We start from the raw sequence: 16,651 nt of genomic DNA on the forward strand, positions 1-16,651 counted from the left end.
AATCCGGAATTCACCAGGTTGCTTCAAGCACCTCGAACAGCGCCGATATCATAGGCAATTCCTTGCGCCGTTCGGTGGTGATCAGGCTCAGGCAGGCCGGAATGGAAACTGTATTGCACACGGCAAGGCCAAAGGTCTGCTTTTCATGCAGTGCGATGGAATCACGGCACAAGCTTAACCCCACACCGGAGCGGACCATTTCGAGCATCGAGGCTTCCTGATCAACGCGCGCGACGCAATTTTGCGTGCAATCATACTGATCAAAAATCCGCCTCAGCAGCCTTGAATGCACCGATGCGTCCGTCGTGCCGATCCATGGAAGCTTTGCCAGTGTTTTCCAGTCCGCATTCGCGACTTCTTTTTCCCAACCGACCGGGGCAATCACCCGATAATTAAAGTCGGCAAGTTTGATTGCGTGGATTTCTTCGGTCGAGATGGCGGCAATATCACCATCGACATCCGGCCCGCTCAGGTAAAACCCGGCATCGATCTGATTGCGACAGACGCGTGTCAGCATCTCCCCACTGACGCCATGGACCAGTTCGGTTTCGATATCTGGGTAATCAATGCGCATCTGGCTTAGCATCCGGCCAAGACGGATAAATTCCGGATCAACGATGGTTCCGATCCGAAGCTTTCCCCCCACACGCCCGGCACGTTTGCGCGCACTACGGCGAAACTCGTCCATCGCATCCAGCACAAGCTCGGCCTTCTTGAGCATCGCCTGCCCGTCGGGCGTGATTTGCAGACCGGTTGATGTCCGCTTAAACAGCGAAATGCCGGTTTCCTCACCAAGACGCTTGATCTGGTGACTGATCGCCGGTTGCGTCAGGTTAAGCACCGATGCGGCACGCGAAACGCTTCCTTCGCGTGCGACGGTGACAAAAGCCAGCAACATGTTGATGTTCGAAAAACGAGTCATATAAATAACACTAATATTGCTATTCGGATTTTGTCATTAGATTTATGCGACGCTTGCCCGCTTAATACATATTCGGTGTTCGCACCGAATGAAGACCGCTTGCAGATCAAAAGAACAAGCGGCCATCGGAATTGCCTTTGTAGGCCTTTGGTTGCGCGGCCCTTCGGGCCGACGACCAAACCGATAGAAACCAACAGGGAAGGCGCGTCACAACGATGACAACCACAGAAAACTTCGACTATGTGATCATCGGAGCCGGTTCTGCCGGTAGTCTGCTTGCCAATCGGCTGAGTGCTGATGCCAAGAACAAGGTGCTGCTGCTTGAGGCCGGCAAGGCAGATAACTATGCATGGATCCATATCCCGGTCGGCTATCTTTATTGCATTGGCAATCCGCGCACGGACTGGATGTATCAGACCGAACCGGACAAGGGCCTGAACGGCCGTGTGTTGCGCTATCCGCGTGGCAAGGCACTGGGTGGGTGTTCATCGATCAACGGCATGATCTATATGCGCGGTCAGGCCCGTGACTATGACAACTGGGCCAGGATCACCGGCGAAGAAGCCTGGGATTGGCAGCATTCCCTGGCCGATTTCAAGCGCCATGAAGATCACTACAAGCTTGATCACGACAACACCCCCGACACACAAAGTGGCAAACCGTTTTCCGAGATGCATGGTCATGGCGGCGAATGGCGCATTGAAAAACAACGGCTTCGCTGGGACATTCTTGACAGCTTCATCGAGGCTGCTGGTCAAACCGGGATCGAGCCAACCGATGATTTCAACGATGGTGATAATACCGGCATCGGATACTTTGAAGTCAACCAACGGTCCGGCTGGCGCTGGAACACGTCAAAGGCCTTTATCCGCCCGATCAAGTCGCGCCAGAACCTGACAGTCTGGACCGAAGCACAGGTCGAAAAACTGACCTTTGCGACCAATAAAGATGGCCAAACGGTGTGCACCGGGGCAATCGTCAACAAGGCGGGTACCTCAATTGGCGTCACTGCCAGCAAGGAAGTCGTGCTGTCTGCCGGGGCTGTGAACACGCCGCAAATCCTGCAACTGTCTGGCATTGGTCCGGCAGCACTCCTTAAGCAGCATGGGATCGACGTCGTGCTTGATGCGCCCGGCGTCGGACAGAACCTGCAAGACCACCTGCAAATTCGTGCGATCTATAAGGTGCATGGCGCGCGCACGCTCAACACCCTTGCCAACAGCCTGATCGGTAAGGCGCAAATCGGCCTGCAATATTTGCTCAGCCGTTCCGGACCGATGAGCATGGCCCCCAGCCAATTGGGCGCCTTCACACGGTCGGATCCATCGCGGCAATATTCAAATCTTGAATATCACGTCCAGCCGCTGAGCCTTGAGGCCTTTGGCGGTGATCTTCATGACTTTCCTGCCGTGACGGTGTCGGTCTGTAACCTGAACCCGACCAGCCGAGGAAGCATTCAGATCAAGTCCACGGACTTCCGCGACGCGCCGCAAATTGCGCCCAATTACCTTGATACCGACGAAGACCGCAAAGTCGCCGCCGACAGTTTGCGACAGGTCCGCAAAATCATGTCCCAACCGGCCATGGCGAAATACCAGCCCGACGAATTCAAACCGGGCGTGCAATATCAAAGCGATGAAGAGCTCGCCAAGCTGGCCGGCGACATCGCCACGACCATTTTCCACCCGGTCGGCACCGTCAAGATGGGCCGCAAGGATGACACATCAGCCGTGCTAGACCCGCATCTGCGCCTTAAGGGTGTTGCTGGCCTTCGCGTTGTCGATGCGTCCGTGATGCCCGAAATCACCAGCGGCAACACCAATTCACCGACCCTGATGATTGCTGAAAAGGCCGCCGGATGGATCCTGTCTGACCAATAAGTGCGATCTGGGCGCGGCCTTTCCGAACAACTGAGAACCACACTTTTGTTTTCATGAAATAAATTCAGATATTGATACCGAAATTCCTGTCGCGCTTTTGTCGTGTTTAGTGCAACATGGCTGAAGATCATAACTTTTAAAAATTCTTCATATGCCCGTATTGCTCCTGCTTTTTAGCACCACACTCGTCTGGGCCCTGATGTTGGTCAGCAACCGCATTGCGCTGACCAGCTTTGCGGTTGATGCCTATGCCATGACCTGCTGGCAGCTTGTCTTTGGCGGGATGGCACTTGTCCTTCTTGCACCGGGGCGCCGCATTCCGTGGCGGCAATTCGCCCTGCCAATCAACTGGGCCTATGGGTTCCTGCGCGTGTTGACCGGGGTCAGTTGGACCGCATCCCTTTTATATATCAGCGCACCTGAAAGCGGCATTTTGTCGCAAACCGGCATGCCGATGGCAGCCCTTGCCGCGGCCTTCATCCTTGGGCGCGCACCGGGGCGTTCGGAATGGTTTGGCCATGCAATCCTGATATCCGGTGCCCTGTGGCTGGCCTGGCATTTGCCCGGCGGGTTTGCCAACCCGGCCGTGCTTTTGATGCTCGCATCCGAAGTTACGGCAATTTCGTCCTCGGTTCTGGCGGAACTTCATCCCGATAATCAGGTCAAGGACACGTGGGCGCATCTGCGCTTTACCGGGGTGTTGTTGTTGATTACGGCCTCGGTCTTTTTGATTGCCCCGCCAGTGGTCGAATTCATAAGTCCGGTTGCGATACCCTATATCTCGACCGATGGGCTGTTTGGCACCGAAACCCTGATTGCCGGACTTATGATCGGCATTCTGTTCCGTGGACCGGCAATGGTTTTAACCCTTCGATCCATCAAGATTGCCGGGGTTGAGAAATACATCCTGTCGACAAGCATCCTGCCCTTTGTCCTTTTGGGGCTTGAGATGCTGGCCGCCAAATTCGACCTCACACCGACGCCAACTCATGACAGTGTGTTCTGGATCTCTTCCCTTTTGGTGATGATCGGGATTATCCAGATAACAGCTTCAAAACACCGCCACGCTGCAAAAACCAAACGGATTGCTGCGACGGCAAATACGCCCGCAACCCAAAGCACGACCTGACCAAAGAAGATAAGACCACGATCTCCCTGCAGGATGCATCTCTCCCCTCCATCGGAGAGAACATATGACCTTCCCCGGTCGCTATGTCCCCCGGCATCTTGCGCCTTTCGGTGTCCCCCCGAAAGGCTGAAACGCCCGGGCCTCCCACCCGGGCGTTTTCTTTGTGCCCGCACGGATCGCCAAGGTGCATTTGCGAATTCTCATTATTGAAATTCAATTTAAACCATTGATATACAACGTTATTTAATTAACAAGTTGATGTATGTCACAGTTTTACAAGCCCGTTTTTGGTCTAGTACCCGAACCACCAAAAATGGGAGAGAGAAATGACATCCCGACGCCTGTTTTCCAAAGCCCTTCTGTCCACCGTTGCGGCATGTGCCCTTGGCGGTGCGGCAATCGCGGCAGAACCAGCCGAACTTCGTGAAAGTGCGCTGGACTATTTCGAAGTCATTCCGTCGATGGTTCCCGCCATCGAAGGCAATGCCGTCACCCGTGAAAAGGTCGAACTGGGCAAGATGCTGTTCTTTGAACCGCGTCTGTCGGCCAGTGCAATCATTTCATGCAACACCTGCCACAACCTTGGCATGGGCGGGGACGACAATCTGGAAACCTCCATCGGACATGGCTGGCAGAAAGGCCCGCGTAACGCGCCAACCGTTCTGAACGCCGTCTTCAACGAAGCCCAGTTCTGGGATGGTCGCGCCGAAGATCTTAAGGCACAGGCCAAAGGCCCGGTTCAGGCCGGTGTTGAAATGGCCAGCACGCCGGAACGTGTCGTCACCGTACTAAAATCCATCCCGGAATATGTCGACCATTTCAAGACGGCATTCCCGGGCGAAGATGATCCGGTGACCTTTGACAATATGGCAAAGGCGATCGAGGCATTCGAGGCCACCCTGATCACCCCGGCCTCCCGGTTTGACCAGTTCCTTGAAGGCAACGACACCATCATGACCGAAACCGAGATGACCGGTCTGGAACTGTTCATCGATACCGGCTGTGCATCCTGCCACAACGGGGTGAATGTCGGCGGTACGGGTTATTATCCGTTCGGTGTTGTTGAAAAGCCGGGCTCTGAAGTCCTGCCCCCTGATGACAAGGGTCGCTTTGCAGTCACCCAGACCGCAAGTGATGACTATGTGTTCCGTGCCGGTCCGCTGCGCAACATCGCGCTGACCGCGCCATATTTCCATTCTGGCAAGGTCTGGGATCTGGAACAGGCAGTTGCGATCATGAGCAGCTCACAACTGGGCACTGAGCTGTTTGAGGATGAAGTTAAGGCGATCACCGCATTCCTTCAAACCCTGACAGGTCAGGAACCGCAGGTCACCTACCCGATCCTGCCGGTCAGCAGCACGGACACGCCAAAACCGGCCGCGATGATTGCCAACTGATATTGCATCCGCGCGCAATATCAAGTTGATCCGGTGCCCGTCACCCCGCCTTGGGTGGCGGGCATTTTTTGTCACCGTCAAAAGGCAAAGGATACGCGTGCCTTTGCCTCCCAGATATCAAGCCCGTTCTGCCCGATACTGAGATACCCGGCCCCGACGTCAAAGGCGATCCGGTCCTCATAGAAAAACCGCATCCCGCCGCGGATGGTGCCGGTCAAAGGCGATGTATCTTCAAGTCGCAGATCACCCGACAGGATCTTGCCGTCATTGGGACGATCGAGTGCGATATGCAGCCCAAGCTCGCCATAGGGCATTCCCAAAAGGTCATCGCCAAGATCGACATACCGGCTGGCCTCGCCCGATATTTCCGCAGAACCATAGCCAAAATGATCCGAGCCGATATTGACTGTCACCGGCGTGGTGTTGATCGTACCGCTCAGATCATAGTCCTCGACAAAGGTTTCGGCATAGGAAAGGCCAAAGCGCGGGCGCAAGATCCATTCTTCATAGCGATACTGCCCGTTGATCGCGGCCGCAGCGGAAAGTTGATGGGAAAAGTAATTCCCTTCGAGCACGACAACCTCAAGATCGTTTTGCAACAACATATAGCCAAGCGATCCCTGCACCGCCCATTGTGGCGACAGCCGATGGGCAAAATACGGCCCGACCGAAAAGCCATAGGCCGCAGTTTCCAGCCCACCGTCATATCCATCAGACCCGCTGGTTTCAAATGATGCGGAAATACCGGCAACCGTATCCTCGGCAATTTCGCGATCAACCCCGAACAGGAACGAACCGCTGTAACCTTCGGTATCAAGATTATGGCGACGATCCTGGGCATAAAATCCGCGCGTTTCCGACCAGAAGTTCCACAACGGTTCCCGAATGAAATCGCGCCCCGGCGTCAATGGCACGTCCGACTGTTCAAGCAAGGATGCCACCGTGATCCCCTCATACCCACCCTGACGGACCAAGGTGCAGGGCGCGGTAAAAATCGCCCCGCTTTCATCGAGATAAAGATACCCATTCCCTTCAAGGATCGCACAGGTACTGTCCGCAAGATATGCGTCAGGGCGCTTTGAAAGCTGCGCATTGGCAACTGTTTCGGGCACGTTTGGCGATGGCGGGGTGATGGCTGGAACCTCTGGCGTAATCGGTTCCGGGGGCAGCACCCCGATGGGTGGTTTTGTGCCGATGGGAAGTTCCGGGGTAATCCCGGTTGGCGGCAAGGTGCCGATGGGGGGCGTGACACCAATCGGCAGTTCCGGTGTAATCGGTTCCGGGGGCAACACACCGATGGGCGGTTTTGTGTCGATGGGAAGTTCCGGGGTGATCCCGGTTGGCGGCAGGGTGCCGATGGGCGGCGTTACACCAATCGGGAGTTCCGGCGTAATCAGATCGGGTGGCAAAATGCCGATGGGCGGTTTGACGGCAATCGGGACCTCGGGCGTGATGCCGGTCGGCGGCAGGATACCGATTGGCGGGATCACGGCGATGGGGATTTCCGGTGTGATCGTTTGGGGCGGCAAAATCCCGATCGGGGGCTTGATCGCCACGGGCGGATCAACAACCGTCGGCACCTCGGGTGTCAGAAAATCAGGAAACAACCGTCCGATGGGCGGCAGGTTCACCCCGCCTTTCTGGTTCTGGCTATCAAGCAGACAGCCCCCACCGCTATTGTCATAAAGATGGTGCGTGCCGCCATTGCCGGTCGACACAACATCCGACAATGTGAGATGCAAACCGCGCCGCGCCTGATTCCAGCTATCCTTGGTTGCCCCTTGTGCATCAAGGCGAAACGCCCCGGAACTGGTGCCTGACAGCCACACTGAATTGGAATTATCGGCTGTTTTCCCCACAAAAATCAGCCCACCACCTGCGGCACAATTGGCAGCCCGCGCCTCCGACAGCGACGCCGTTGCAAATAACGCCCCAACACCCGCAATCGCCCAATGACCAGCAAACTGGCCAACAACTGACCGTCCCATATCAGCCCCCCCATAATGGTATCCAAGTTGCACGCGCAGCACCTGTCGGTTTGATCCGACTATTTCCCCACAGCATTTATGCTGTTCAAAGCGGTCCCAAAGCTGTGTTTGTATCCACCGGTTATTTCGGAAACAGGAATGTCAAAATCAGTCGCGCGCCCCACCCATCGGGCCCCGCATCCGGACTATCGACCCAATAACGTACACCCGCCCCGACACTGATTTTCTGATCGCCGATGCTGGTCAGCTTGGAAACGATACCATTGACCGGCACCGACCATTGTTCGGCCGTCCAGTTATAGGTGCTTTCGGTATTCAGCGCGAAAGTCCAGGCATTCGGCGTGGTGTAATTGATAAAGGGCTGGAAAAAACTGGCGTTGGTCGCCGAGGCAGCAGACCCTTCGTCCGCGCCCCAGATATGATTGGTCAACATGCCATAGGTCCATGGGCCATCGGCGAACAAACCGACAGCCGTTGGCCCGGCACCCCATTGATCAACGCCAAGACTGCTTTCACTGGCAGTTGGCAGTAACAATGCCGGACCAACACCCCAGATCAGGCCACTTTCGGTAGGCTCAACCGGCGAAAAGAAGAAGCTTTGAACCGTATCGCCAATGCCGGTATCGGTGCCACTATTGCCGTTGATATCGTTCTGATGCACCAACGGCAGAATGGTGCGCGAAATCAGGTTCCAGTCATCATTCAGGCGCATCGGCATGACCGGCTGCACATTGATCAGGTATTTTTCCCCGTCTGCCGATCCATACCCGCTGTCATAATTGCCCTGGAACGGGACGCTGATCAGATTGGCCACCGGATTGGCAAGTTGTTTTGCAAGATCGGAATTGTCACTTTGTGCAACCGCCGGGAGCTGAATCAACAAGATGGCACCCCAGAACGTACTGGCAAAGACCCGCTGGCGGACGCAAAATTTTAGAAATCTTACGAAAAGCATGGTCTGTTCCTTTCTCAGTTGATGGGGCGCATGTCGCGGCGACAACCGATGCACAGATCAAACAGCATGTCCTGACAGCCAATCCGCCGTCAGGCGAAAGGGAGGATCATTGGATATCCCTGACGATGCGAAATCCGATATGGTTGGAACCGATATGCCCCTCGGCCGGTTGTCGGGCCGCCGGACGATACCGCAGGCAGAAATTTGGCGCGCACAACCATGAACCACCCTTAACAACGGTCATCGGGCCGGTTGCACTGCTGGCAAAACGTACGGCAAGTTTCATCGGCGGGCCACTTGGGTCCGTCTGGGCACTGGCGGGATGGCCCGGCACCCACCAGTCGTTGACATGTTCCCAGACATTTCCGGCCATGTCGTAAAGACCATACCCATTTGCCGTAAATTGCCCAACGGGTGCAGTTCCGTGATAACCGTCATCGGCCAGGTCGTCCGTCGGGAACTGGCCTTGCCAACTATTGGCTTTCCAGCCCTGGGCGGGGTCATATGTGTCGCCCCAGACATAGGCCTTGCGCGACAGACCGCCACGCGCGGCGAATTCCCATTCGGCCTCGGTCGCAAGCCTGCCACCGGCCCATTTGGCATAGGCACGCGCGCGCATCTTCGATGGACACCTGTGTTACCGGATGATCATCCAGGCCATCGATGTTGCTTTCGGGTCCGGTTGGATGTTGCCAGTTTGCCCCGGCGATATACCGCCACCAGTTTCCGATATCCCCCATATCCACAGCACCTGCGGGTTGGGCAAAAACCATCGATCCGGGTTGAAGCAGTTCTTCGGGCACACCGGGATAGTCCGCCGGATCAAGCGGCTTTTCCACGGACGTCACATATCCGGTTTCCTCAACAAATTCGCGAAACTGCGCATTGGTGATTTCGGTTCGGCTGATCGCAAAGGGCGAAACCGTCACCTGATGGATTTCGGTTTCTTCCCGATAAATGCGGTCTTCCCCCATCAGGAAGGTTCCACCCGACAGTTCGACAAACTCAGGCAGGTTCGCAGCACTGGCGGCGGGTGCTGCAAAAAGGCCTGCAACCGCCAAAGACAGGATCGGGAGATTGCCCGGACAAATATATCTCCCAAAGACCGTCAGTCCCGTCATCCTATTGGCGTCCCTTGGCAAGGAAATCCTGCACCATGTTCGACATGTCAAACGATGCCCCGCCCTGCACAGGCGGATATTCGCCAAGCGTTTGAAGATGCTGGGTCATCAGCACACTGACAGGCTGCATCAACCATGAAACCTTCTGGGCAAGGTGGCCATAGGAATCGATGCTGCTATAACTTTCGAACGGATCCATCCGCAGATTGAAGATCATCGGGAAGTTCCGCGGCGTCATGTTGTCGTAGTAATCTTCCTTGAGCGCGAAGTGCAGTTTCCAGGGTCCGACGCGCACAGCCGTCAGCTGGCTTTCGAAATAATAGAAGATGTGATCGCGTGCCGACTGGTCGGTTTCGCCCTGCCAGTAAGGCAGGTTGTTCACCCCATCGATATACTGGTTTTTTTTCTTCCATCACGCGTTCGGCAGGATCATCAATCCCGGCAGCAACGGCAAGGGATGTGAACATGTCCTGATGGCCCTGAATGCCGTTCAGGGTTTTGGCTTCGGGCAGATGTCCCGGCCAGCGGATCATGGACGGCACCCGCACGCCACCTTCATAGGTGGTCATCTTCTCGCCGCGGAACGGGGTCGTCGCACCATGCGGCCAGGATGCATGCTCAGGCCCATTATCGGTCGAATACCAGACGATGGTGTTTTCCGCCAAACCCTGCGCATCAAGCCAGTCAAGCACACCGCCGATATCGTGGTCATGCTGCAACATGCCGCTGCCGTGATAATCGGCCTCGGATGTATATTCCTCGGCGGCGTAACGCCACTGGTCATTCAGGCGGGTGTAAAGGTGCATGCGGCTGGTATTAAGCCAGACAAAGAACGGCTCATTGGCGTCCTTGGCAGCCGTCATGAAATTGATCGCGGCCGGGATAATTTCCGCCCCGTCAAAATCCTTCATCCGTTCCTGGGTGAGCGGACCGGTATCCTGAATGATCTGTTTGCCAACCCGGCCAAAGCGCGGATCCACCGTACCGTTGTCTTCTTCGGTGGCAAAGCTGTGCAACACCCCGCGGGTACCAAAGCGGGCGTCATATTCCTCAAGCGATCCGGCAAACTGTTCGGCAAAACGCTGATAATCGCGCTGCTCGGCTTCTTCCTGCGTGTTGAGGTGATAAAGATTGCCAAAGAACTCGTCAAAGCCATGGACCGTTGGCAAATGTTCGTTGCGGTCGCCCAGATGGTTTTTGCCAAACTGCCCGGTGCGATAGCCCTCTTCTTTCAGAAGCTCCGCCAGTGTTGGGCTTTCCTTTTGCAGGCCAAGGACCGCGCCTGGCTGGCCGACCGTCGTCATGCCCGACCGGATCGGATATTGCCCGGTGATAAAGGCTGCACGCCCGGCCGTGCAGCTCGGTTGTGCATAGTGGTCGGTAAACCGAATGCCTTCATTGGCGATCCGGTCAATATTGGGGGTCGTGTACCCCATGGTGCCAAGCCCATAGGAAGACAGGTTCTGCCAGCCGATGTCATCGCCCCAGATCACAAGGATATTGGGCCTTTCCGCGTCCTGCGCAGATGCTGGAGACCAGATGAAATTCAGGGAAATCGCCGCCACCGCCGCAACCAGAAACGTCTTCATTATCTGCTCCTATCCTTCGCGCTTTCACAAGCAATGTCGGCAAGAGAATTTCCGGGGATCCAATCAGGTCACGTCGCCGAAACCCGGGTTGCGCTTAAACCTGTAAGGCTTGCTTTGAGGTACTGATAGTACCCCATAAAAACTTTGGGTTGAATAACTTGTTTGTGAAATGGGACACACATGCGCATCGCCATAAGGAACCGGCCCCTGCATAGGGGCCGGTAAGGTCGCACGCAAGCATATGCTTGCCGGGGTCGGGGGGAACTGTGTGCGACCTTGTTCTTGTGTCCTTGGCGCGCCTGTTCAATAGCGTTTAATGCGCGGCATCCACGCCTGGCTCAGCCCGCGGCGGCTTGGCAAGTGGCAGTAAAAGGAAGGCAATCAGGAAGGCCGCCGCCATCGCCAGATAGACATCGTTGAACGATATGATTGAGGCTTCACGGTTGACGATATTGACGATGAATTTCATTGCTGCGGCATGCGGATCGGCAAGGCCCATCTCGCCAAACCGGGCGGTAAGTGTGGCAAGATAATCCTTGAACGCCGTACTGGCCGGGTTGATATGATCTGACAGGATCGAAAAATGATAATCGATCCGCTTATCAAGCAGCGTATTGATCGCCGCCATGCCAATCGCCCCGCCAAGGTTCCGCATTAGATTATAAAGCCCGCTGGCATTTTTGATCTTTTCGGGTGGCAAGGTGCCCAGCGCCAGATTGGTCACCGGCAACATGCAAAACATTAGTGCTGCACCACGCACGACCTGCGGCCAGATCAGCTCGTTAAACGAAACTTCGCTGGTGTTAAAACCATGCATGGCAAGACCAGTGGCAAACAACGCAAGCCCGATGCCCAGTACCACGCGCGGTGGATATTTCGCCGTCATCTTCCCGGCAATCGGTGCGGACAGGAACTGGGTAATGCCGGTGACGGCCATAACAATCCCGATTTCAAGACTGTCATAGCCCCGAACGCGTCCCAGCATCAGCGGCATCAGATAAACACTGCCATAAAGCCCGACGCCCAGCGTAAAGCTGAACACGCAGCCCATGGTGAAATTGCGATCAGCAAAGGATTTCAGATCCACAATCGGCTTGTCATAGGTAAACATCCGCCAGAAGAAATAGATCCCGGCAAGGGCGCATGTGATGGTGCCATAAATGATCGCGGTTTCGTCAAACCAGTCATCCTTGGGCCCTTCATCAAGGACATATTCAAGACTGCCCAAAAACACCGCCATCGACAAAAGACCGCGCAGATCAAATCCCTTAAGCAGGCCGATATCACCGCGATCCACGCGCAGTGTCATGGCAACAACGGCGGCAATCATCAGTCCGGGAATAACGTTGATCAAAAACAGCCAGTGCCAGGACAGCGACTGGGTCAAAAACCCGCCAAGGGTCGGGCCGATGGTTGGTGCCATGGTCGCAATCAACCCGGTCATCACCGAGGCGGCATTGCGTTTGTCAGGCGGGAAAATGATGTAGGTCGTGGCAAACACGGTCGGGATCATCGCCCCGCCCAAAAAGCCCTGCATGGCGCGAAACCAGATCATGCTTTCAATCGACCAGGCAAAGGCGGACGCCACCGACATCACGGTAAAGCCAATTGCAGAAATCACGAACAGCCAGCGCGTTGACATCAGGCGCGACAGGAACCCCGACAGCGGGATCATTACCACTTCGGCAATCAGATAACTGGTCTGAACCCAGCCGATCTCATCGGGGCTTGCCGATAATCCCGCCTGAATGTTTTCAAGCGAACTGGCGACAATCTGAATATCAAGGATCGCCAGAAACATGCCGACAACCATCGCCACCCAGCCAACAAACTGGGCGGTTTCCATCGGACGTGTTTCAGATTGGGTCGGTGATGCCGGGTTGGCGGTTGCCATCAATTAAGCTCCGAAAGTTCCGCCGTCGGGACGATCCCTTGCGCAAGACCAACACCGGCGGTTTCTTCCTCGCCATTGGCATTGCGGGTATCCACATTGACCACCACCGACAGGCCCGGTCGCAATGCCTTGGTCCATTTGCTGTCATCAAGTTCAATCCGAACCGGGACACGCTGGGTGATTTTGGTGAAGTTCCCGGTGGCATTTTCCGGTGGCAACAGGCTGAACTGCGCGCCCGTTGCCGGGGCAAAACTTGCGATATGACCGATGATCTCGGCATCGGGGAAGGCATCGACCTCAACCGCGACCTTCTGGCCCGGTGCCATGTGGCTGATCTGGGTTTCCTTGAAATTGGCAACGATATAGGTGCCCGGCAGCGGCACCAGCACCAGAAGCTGCTCGCCCGGCTGGACCAAGGCACCGGTCTGGACCGAACGGTTGCCGACAACACCATCAAACGGCGCGTAAATGCGGGTGTCATCAAGCGCCTGCTGTGCCAGATCGCGTGCCGCTTCGGCCTGCCTTACAGCACGCTCGGCCTCGATTTTCTGGGCCTGCAACACCCCAAGGCGGCCTTTCTCAACCGCCAAAGTGGCGTTGGCCGCGGCCACCTGTGCCTGTGCGCTCTCGCGATCTGCCTTGGCATAATCAAATCTCTGACGGCTGGCCGCACCCTTTTTGACCAGATCGTCATAACGATTGAAGTCATCGCTGGTGCGTTCCAGTTCGACGCGCGCAATATCGACATTGGCAGCCGCCTGTTGGATCGCGGCATCCTGAAGCGCGATTTGTTCTTCCATGGTGCGAACTGCAGACCGGCGCGCCTCAAGGGCGGCATTGGCCTCAGCCAATTCAAGGCGGAAATCCGCATCCTTGATGGTCAAAAGCAAATCACCCTTGCGCACCGGCTGGTTTTCCGCCACCCGCAAATCCCCGACATAGCCTGATACCTTGGGCGATACGGCGACCTCATCGGCCTGCAGATAGGCGTTATCGGTACTTTCATGGTACTGACCTTCGGTCATCCAGTAGTACCCGTAATATCCACCGCCACCGATAATCGCCGCTGCGATCAGGGGCAGGATGATCTTCTTCACACTCATTGCCTGATTTTTCCTTTTGGTATTGATCAGTACCATTTACGAACTTATGGTACTAACCAGTACCAAACGTCAAGTCCGGAATCGGAAAACCCCTGTGGCAGACAGTAAAAAGATTGATCCCAGAACCCTGAAACGTCGCGAAGCCATGATCGAAGCGGCGCGCGAATTGTTTTGCGAACATGGGCTTGCGGGCACGACACTGGAAATGATCACGGCCGAGGCCGGCGGATCGCGCCGCACGATTTACGAGCTGTTTGGCAACAAGGACGGGGTGTTTGAAGCGGTCATCCGCGATTGCACGGGCCGAGTCACATCCATGCTGGCCGATCTCGATCTGGCGCAAAAGCCGTTGCGCGATGCCCTGATCGAGTTTGGTGAAACCCTGATGACGATGCTGACGACGTCTGAAACCATTCGCTATTTGCGTCTGTATCTTTCGGAAGTGCCGCGTTTTCCGCATCTGGGGAAAGTCTTTTATGAAAGCGGCCTGATGACCGGGCGGCGGATCATTACCGATTATTTCGAACACCAGATGGCGTTGGGCAATTTCCCCAAGGGCAATGCCGCCCAGGCAGCGGTATTTTTCACAAGCCTACTTAAGGCCGATTACGATTTTCGTCAGATGACCTATGTTGGCTGGGAACCGCAGGCCAGTGACCTGCATGAACATGTTATTGCGGCTGTCGACATGTTTTTACGGGGTTACGGGTTTGATCCCGCAAAGATGACGTCCTGATTTTCTTGTAAATCGCGGGCAAATATCGGCACAAAACATGGTCCCCCGACCCCGTTTCCGTGCCTTTGCAACGCCCGTTAATTAAACAGGGTCAGCAACCGCCAGGCAATCGGACCAAGCATGGTCAGAATGCCGATCCACATCATCACCACGCCCCAGTTGCGATCACGGTTGGTAAAGCCAAACCCAAGCAGGCAAAAGCCAATCACACAGATCACCAGAACAGCGATGTTTTCAGTCGTCGTCATGTCCATGACAGTTCCCCTTTGATGGAGTTCCGGTGACCGGAGTCTCCCCCTGTGCACCGGCAATAGCATCACGATATCGGTTAACTGACCGTCCGGTCATTGATCCGGATCAGAAAAATCAACCCCGCAAAGCCAGTAGGACGTTTTTTCGAACTTTTCGTCGAATTTGTCTAAACGATCAGGATTATTGATCTTTTTGGCAACAAAAATCGCCCGACCAGGCGATTGGAAGGCGCGGTTTTCCGGGTTTCGTGCCCCTCATCACATTGTTGTATCCCAGCCCTCTTTGATTTTTGGGTGGCTTACTGTATGTTGCGCACTCCCGACGCGGCCAGGGCGCTCCCTCGCGCGCCGGAAGACAGAGATTTAACCATCTTGAATGGCAGCCGCGCTGTATATCGGCCGCGGCCAGCAAGGGAGTATTCTATGAGCAAGATTCAAGTTAAGAATCCGATCGTCGAACTTGACGGCGATGAGATGACCCGGATCATCTGGGACTTCATCAAAAACAAACTGATCCTGCCGTATCTCGACATTGACCTGAAATATTACGATCTTTCGGTTCAGAAACGTGACGAGACCGACGACCAGATCACCATTGATGCAGCAAATGCCATCAAGGAACACCGCGTCGGTGTTAAATGCGCGACCATCACCCCGGATGAGCAACGCGTTGAAGAATTCGGCCTGAAAAAGATGTGGAAGTCGCCGAACGGCACCATCCGTAACATCATTGGCGGTACCGTTTTCCGTCAGCCGATCATCTGCTCGAACGTTCCGCGTCTGGTTCCGGGTTGGACCCAGCCGATCGTTATCGGCCGTCACGCATTTGGTGACCAGTACCGTGCGACCGACTTCAAGGTTCCGGGCGCAGGCAAGCTGACCATCAAGTTCCAGCCGGCAGACGGCGGCGAGCCCATCGAACACGAAGTCTTCGACTTCCCGTCTTCGGGCGTTGCGATGTCGATGTACAACCTTGATGACAGCATCAAGGGCTTCGCACGTGCTTGCATGAACTATGGTCTGTCGCTCGGTTGGCCGGTTTACCTGTCGACCAAGAACACCATCATGAAAGCCTATGACGGCCGCTTTAAGGACCTGTTCGAAGAAGTCTTCCAGGAAGAATTCAAAGACAAGTTCGAAGCAGCTGGCATCACCTACGAACACCGTCTGATCGACGACATGGTTGCATGTGCGATGAAATGGAATGGTGGTTTCGTTTGGGCTTGTAAGAACTATGACGGCGACGTTCAGTCCGACACCGTGGCACAGGGCTTTGGCTCGCTCGGTCTGATGACCTCTGTTCTGATGACCCCGGATGGGCAGACCGTCGAAGCAGAAGCGGCACACGGCACCGTGACCCGTCACTATCGTCAGCACCAGCAGGGCAAAGAAACCTCGACCAACCCGATTGCGTCGATCTTTGCTTGGTCCCAGGGCCTTAAGTACCGTGGTGAATTCGACGATACCCCGGAAGTCGTCAAGTTTGCTGAAACCCTTGAGAAAGTCTGCGTCGACACTGTCGAAGCCGGCTTCATGACCAAGGATCTGGCACTGCTGATCGGCCCGAACCAGAAATGGCTGACCACCAACCAGTTCCTCGACAAACTGGACGAAGGTCTGAAAGCTGCAATGGCCTGATCCATCTGATCAAGCGGCAGTTTGCCAATCAGGAAAACCCCTGTCGGG

Annotated in this window: 15 protein-coding genes; 5 read left to right on the forward strand and 10 right to left on the reverse strand. The window is 55.5% G+C overall.

Annotated features, from left to right (window positions below; translation table 11 throughout):
* Positions 1-10: 10 nt before the first annotated feature.
* On the reverse strand, positions 11-922 hold the full coding sequence (locus tag TH2_RS10080) for a LysR family transcriptional regulator (RefSeq protein WP_008890320.1): 912 nt from the start codon (positions 920-922) through the stop codon (positions 11-13).
* A gap of 215 nt (positions 923-1,137) precedes the next feature.
* Here TH2_RS10080 and TH2_RS10085 point away from each other — a divergent pair, with 215 nt between their 5' ends.
* From TH2_RS10085 to TH2_RS10095, 3 genes are all read left to right on the forward strand, one after another.
* Positions 1,138-2,802, forward strand: coding sequence for a GMC family oxidoreductase (locus TH2_RS10085; RefSeq protein WP_008890321.1), 1,665 nt, complete (start codon positions 1,138-1,140; stop codon positions 2,800-2,802).
* Between the two features lie 151 nt (positions 2,803-2,953).
* A complete protein-coding gene (locus tag TH2_RS10090; protein WP_008890322.1) occupies positions 2,954-3,931 on the forward strand; it encodes an EamA family transporter in 978 nt (325 codons plus the stop codon).
* A gap of 326 nt (positions 3,932-4,257) precedes the next feature.
* Positions 4,258-5,328 carry a cytochrome-c peroxidase gene (locus TH2_RS10095; RefSeq protein ID WP_008890323.1) on the forward strand — a complete coding sequence of 357 codons (1,071 nt, stop codon included), beginning with the start codon at positions 4,258-4,260 and terminating at the stop codon, positions 5,326-5,328.
* 77 nt (positions 5,329-5,405) lie between these two features.
* On the opposite strand, the gene TH2_RS10100 is transcribed toward TH2_RS10095, so the two are convergent.
* The 8 genes from TH2_RS10100 to TH2_RS10125 all read right to left on the reverse strand — a co-directional run bounded on the left by TH2_RS10100 (position 5,406) and on the right by TH2_RS10125 (position 13,978).
* Positions 5,406-7,316, reverse strand: coding sequence for an autotransporter outer membrane beta-barrel domain-containing protein (locus TH2_RS10100; RefSeq protein WP_008890324.1), 1,911 nt, complete (start codon positions 7,314-7,316; stop codon positions 5,406-5,408).
* A 121-nt stretch (positions 7,317-7,437) separates the two neighbouring features.
* Positions 7,438-8,199, reverse strand: a complete 762-nt coding sequence (locus tag TH2_RS10105) for a transporter (RefSeq protein ID WP_202949004.1) — start codon at positions 8,197-8,199, stop codon at positions 7,438-7,440.
* Between the two features lie 178 nt (positions 8,200-8,377).
* Positions 8,378-8,890, reverse strand: a complete 513-nt coding sequence (locus TH2_RS21600) for a formylglycine-generating enzyme family protein (RefSeq protein WP_202949005.1) — start codon at positions 8,888-8,890, stop codon at positions 8,378-8,380.
* On the reverse strand, positions 8,772-9,245 hold the full coding sequence (locus TH2_RS21605; protein WP_202949006.1) for an SUMF1/EgtB/PvdO family nonheme iron enzyme: 474 nt from the start codon (positions 9,243-9,245) through the stop codon (positions 8,772-8,774). Before TH2_RS21605 ends, TH2_RS21600 begins: the two co-directional genes overlap by 119 nt.
* A gap of 148 nt (positions 9,246-9,393) precedes the next feature.
* Entirely contained in the window at positions 9,394-9,687 is a 294-nt protein-coding gene (locus tag TH2_RS21610; protein WP_238538684.1) for a hypothetical protein, read from the reverse strand.
* Positions 9,569-10,981, reverse strand: a complete 1,413-nt coding sequence (locus TH2_RS10115) for a sulfatase-like hydrolase/transferase (protein ID WP_202949007.1) — start codon at positions 10,979-10,981, stop codon at positions 9,569-9,571. Before TH2_RS10115 ends, TH2_RS21610 begins: the two co-directional genes overlap by 119 nt.
* A gap of 313 nt (positions 10,982-11,294) precedes the next feature.
* Positions 11,295-12,875: a DHA2 family efflux MFS transporter permease subunit gene (locus TH2_RS10120; RefSeq protein ID WP_008890328.1), complete on the reverse strand. Its 1,581-nt coding sequence runs from the start codon at positions 12,873-12,875 to the stop codon at positions 11,295-11,297.
* Positions 12,875-13,978: an HlyD family secretion protein gene (locus TH2_RS10125; protein WP_008890329.1), complete on the reverse strand. Its 1,104-nt coding sequence runs from the start codon at positions 13,976-13,978 to the stop codon at positions 12,875-12,877. The genes TH2_RS10120 and TH2_RS10125 overlap by 1 nt, the downstream gene beginning before the upstream one ends.
* 94 nt (positions 13,979-14,072) lie before the next feature.
* Here TH2_RS10125 and TH2_RS10130 point away from each other — a divergent pair, with 94 nt between their 5' ends.
* Entirely contained in the window at positions 14,073-14,714 is a 642-nt protein-coding gene (locus TH2_RS10130) for a TetR/AcrR family transcriptional regulator (protein WP_008890330.1), read from the forward strand.
* Positions 14,715-14,791: 77 nt separating this feature from the next.
* Here the strand turns inward: TH2_RS10130 and TH2_RS21485 are convergent, their stop codons facing one another.
* Positions 14,792-14,962, reverse strand: a complete 171-nt coding sequence (locus TH2_RS21485; RefSeq protein ID WP_167549073.1) for a hypothetical protein — start codon at positions 14,960-14,962, stop codon at positions 14,792-14,794.
* 426 nt (positions 14,963-15,388) lie between these two features.
* On the opposite strand from TH2_RS21485, the gene TH2_RS10135 reads away from it, so the two are divergent.
* Positions 15,389-16,603 (forward strand): NADP-dependent isocitrate dehydrogenase, encoded by a 1,215-nt coding sequence (locus TH2_RS10135; protein ID WP_008890331.1) that lies wholly within the window; start codon positions 15,389-15,391, stop codon positions 16,601-16,603.
* Positions 16,604-16,651 lie beyond the last annotated feature (48 nt).

This window comes from Thalassospira profundimaris WP0211 (assembly GCF_000300275.1).
Classification (GTDB): Bacteria; Pseudomonadota; Alphaproteobacteria; order Rhodospirillales; family Thalassospiraceae; genus Thalassospira; species Thalassospira profundimaris.